The 3,499-nt window shown below is 67.8% G+C and carries 1 protein-coding gene; it reads left to right on the plus strand.

Translation table 11 applies throughout. From position 1 onward, the window contains the following. Positions 1-3,499: GH36-type glycosyl hydrolase domain-containing protein (locus PMI38_RS03305; RefSeq protein WP_008090624.1), on the plus strand; the 3,499-nt coding region annotated here is incomplete at both ends.

Below are 3,499 nucleotides of genomic sequence, written 5' to 3' on the forward strand. Positions count from 1 at the left end.
CCCCCATCGGCTACAACGCCGACGAGCATCGCCTGGACGCAGCGTTCTACGACCTGCTGGCGTCGGAGATGCGCCTGACCAACTTCGTGGTCATCGCCCAGGGTCAGGTCCCCCAGGACAGCTGGTTCGCCCTGGGCCGGCTCCTCACCAGCAATGCCGGTGTCCCCGTTCTGCTGTCCTGGTCCGGTTCGATGTTCGAATACCTGATGCCCTTGCTGGTGATGCCCAGCTATGAAGGGACCCTGCTCGACCAGACCTGCCAGGCCGCCGTCAACCGACAGATCGAGCACGGCAACCTGCTGGGGCTGCCCTGGGGCGTCTCCGAGTCGGCGTACAGCGCAATGGATGCACATTTCAACTACCAGTACCGAGCATTCGGGGTACCGGGCCTGGGCCTCAAGCGCGGCCTGGGTGAAGAGCGTGTGGTGGCCCCTTACGCTAGCGCCCTCGCCCTGATGGTAGAGCCCACGGCCGCCTGCCGTAACCTGCAGCGCCTGGCCACGCTCGGGCTGTCGGGCCGCTTCGGCTTGTACGAGGCCGTGGACTACAGCGAAGCACGGCTGCCACCCGGGCAGAGCTCGGTGGTGATCCGCTCCTTCATGGCCCACCACCAGGGCATGAGCTTCCTCGCCCTGACCGCCCTGCTGCTGAACAAGCCCATGCAACGGCGCTTCGCCTCGGACCCGCAGTTCCAGGCCAGCATGTTGCTGTTGCAGGAGCGGGTGCCGAAAACCGCCGCCCCGTACCTGCACACCCTTCAGGCCCCGAACGTGAACGACGCCGAGCCCGCCAGCGAGACTCGGCTGCGCGTGTTCAGCGAGCCGAACCGCCGCCATCCCGCTGTGCAACTGCTCTCCAATGGCCGCTATCACGTCATGGTCAACCACGTTGGCAGTGGCTACAGCCAGCGCAACGACATGGCGGTCACCCGCTGGCGCGAAGACGCCAGCCGCGACGACCTGGGCAGTTTCTGCTACCTGCGCGATGTCGCCAGCGGCGCCTGCTGGTCCAGCACCTACCAGCCGACCCGGCACCGCAGCAAACACCAGGAGGCGATCTTCAGCGACGGCCGGGCGGAGTTCCGCATCCGCGAACGCGACTTCGACTGCCATACCGAAATTGCCGTATCCCCCGAAGATGACATCGAACTCCGTCGCCTGCACCTGACCAACCACGGCGACGAGCCCCGCACCCTGGAGCTGACCAGCTATGCCGAGGTCGTGCTGGCGCCGGCCATGAGCGACGCACTGCACCCGGCCTTCAGCAAGCTGTTCATCCAGACCGAACTGATCCGCCCGCTGCAGGCCATCCTCTGCACCCGGCGGCCCCGCGCGCTGCAGGACGCCGTGCCGTGGATGTGCCATGTACTGGCCGTGCACGGTGCCGATATCGATGCAGTGTCCTATGAGACCGATCGGGCCCGTTTCATCGGTCGCGGCCGCACCCTCGGCGCCCCGGCGGCGCTGGATCCCGACAGCAAGGCATTGTCCGACAGCGCGGGGGCGGTGCTCGACCCGATCGTGGCGATCCGATGCCGCATCGCCCTGCTGCCGGGCCAGACAGCAACGGTCGACCTGGTCACCGGTGTGGCCAACAGCCGCGATGCCTGCCTGCAACTGGTCGCCAAGTACCGCGACCGTCACCTGGCCGACCGGGTCTTCGACCTCGCCTGGCCGCACAGCCAGGTGCTGTTGCGCCAGCTCAACGGCTCGCTGGCCGATGCCCGGCTGTTCGAGCAGATGGCTGCCTCGGTGATCTACCCCAACGCCAGCCTGCGGGCCAGCGCTGCCCTGCTGGCCGGCAACCGGCGCAATCAGTCCGGCCTGTGGGGCCAGGGACTGTCGGGGGACCTGCCCATCGTGCTGGTACAGATTGGCGACCCGGCCAACATCCAGCTGGTCAAGCAGATGGTGCTCGCCCATGCCTACTGGCGCCAGAAGGGCCTGGCCCTCGACCTGGTGATCTGGAACGAAGACCAGGCCGGCTACCGCCAGCAATTGCAGGAGCTGATCATGGGCATCGTCGCCTCCGGCAGCGAGGCGACCCTGCTCGACCGCCCCGGTGGCATATTCGTGCGCCCGGCGCAGCAGTTGTCCGAAGAGGACCGGATTCTCACGCTTTCGGTCGCCAGGCTGGTGCTCAACGACAGCCATGGCACGCTGGCCGAGCAATTGCGTCGGCACCGTCAGCCGGCAGCGCCACCGGCCCTCCTGGCAGATCCTGCCCAGACCCGCCCCACGCCCTCCCGCCAGCCGCCGATGGACGAGCCGGCGCTGATGCTGGCCAACCCCTACGGCGGATTCAGCGCCGACGGACGCGAGTACGTCATCCCCCTGATCCCCGGCAAGCCGCCACCCGCGCCATGGGTGAACATCATCGCCAACCCGCTGTTCGGCAGCGTGGTGTCGGAGGCCGGCAGCGCCTACACCTGGTACCAGAACGCCCATGAGTACCGCCTGACACCCTGGCACAACGACCCCGTCGCCGACCCCAGTGGCGAAGCGTTCTACCTGCGCGACGAGGACAGCGGGCACTACTGGTCGCCGACCCCGCGGCCCTGCCCCGGCCCCGGCCGCTATCGCACCCGGCATGGCTTTGGCTACAGCGTGTTCGAGTATGCCGACCACGACCTTGGCAGTGAGCTCTGGGTGCATGTGGCGCTGGAGGCCCCGGTCAAGTTCAGCCGGCTGAAACTGCACAACCGCAGCGCACGGAAACGGCGGTTGACGGTGACCTGCTTCGCGGAGTGGGTGCTGGGCGACCTGCGCGGCAAGACCGCCCTGCACGTGGTCAGCGAGATCGACCCGGTCAGTGGCGCCCTGTTTGCCCGCAACAGCTACGCGGTGGAGTTTTCCACCCAGGTGGCGTTTCTCGATTGCGACCTGCCGCGCCAGGGCTTCACCTGCGATCGCAGCGAGTTCATCGGCCACAACGGCACTGACCAGGCACCGGCCGGGCTGCGTCAGGCACGGCTGTCGGGGCGCACGGGCGGCGGCCTGGACCCCTGCGCAGCGCTGCAGGTCAGCGTGCAACTGGAGCCCGGCGAACAGCGTGAAGTGGTGTTCCTCCTTGGCGCTGCGCCGGACGCCCCTGCCGCCAGCCGCTATGTGCAGCAATACCGCGGCCTGCAGGCCGCCATGGAGGAGTTCGACAAGGCCCAGGCCTACTGGCGCCGGACACTCGACACCGTGCAGATCGAAACCCCTGAACCGTCCCTGGATGTCCTGGCCAACGGCTGGTTGATGTACCAGGTGATCGCCTGCAGGTTCTGGGCGCGCAGTGGCTTCTATCAGTCCGGTGGCGCCATCGGTTTTCGCGACCAGTTGCAAGACAGCATGGCCATGCTCCACGCCGCCCCGCAAGCGGCGCGCCAGCACCTGCTGGCCTGCGCCGCTCACCAGTATGTGGAAGGCGATGTGCAGCACTGGTGGCACCCACCCCTGCAGCGGGGGGTTCGCACCCGGTGCTCGGACGACCTGCTGTGGCTGGCGCTGGCGAC

This window comes from Pseudomonas sp. GM84 (assembly GCF_000282535.1).
GTDB lineage: Bacteria > Pseudomonadota > Gammaproteobacteria > Pseudomonadales > Pseudomonadaceae > Aquipseudomonas.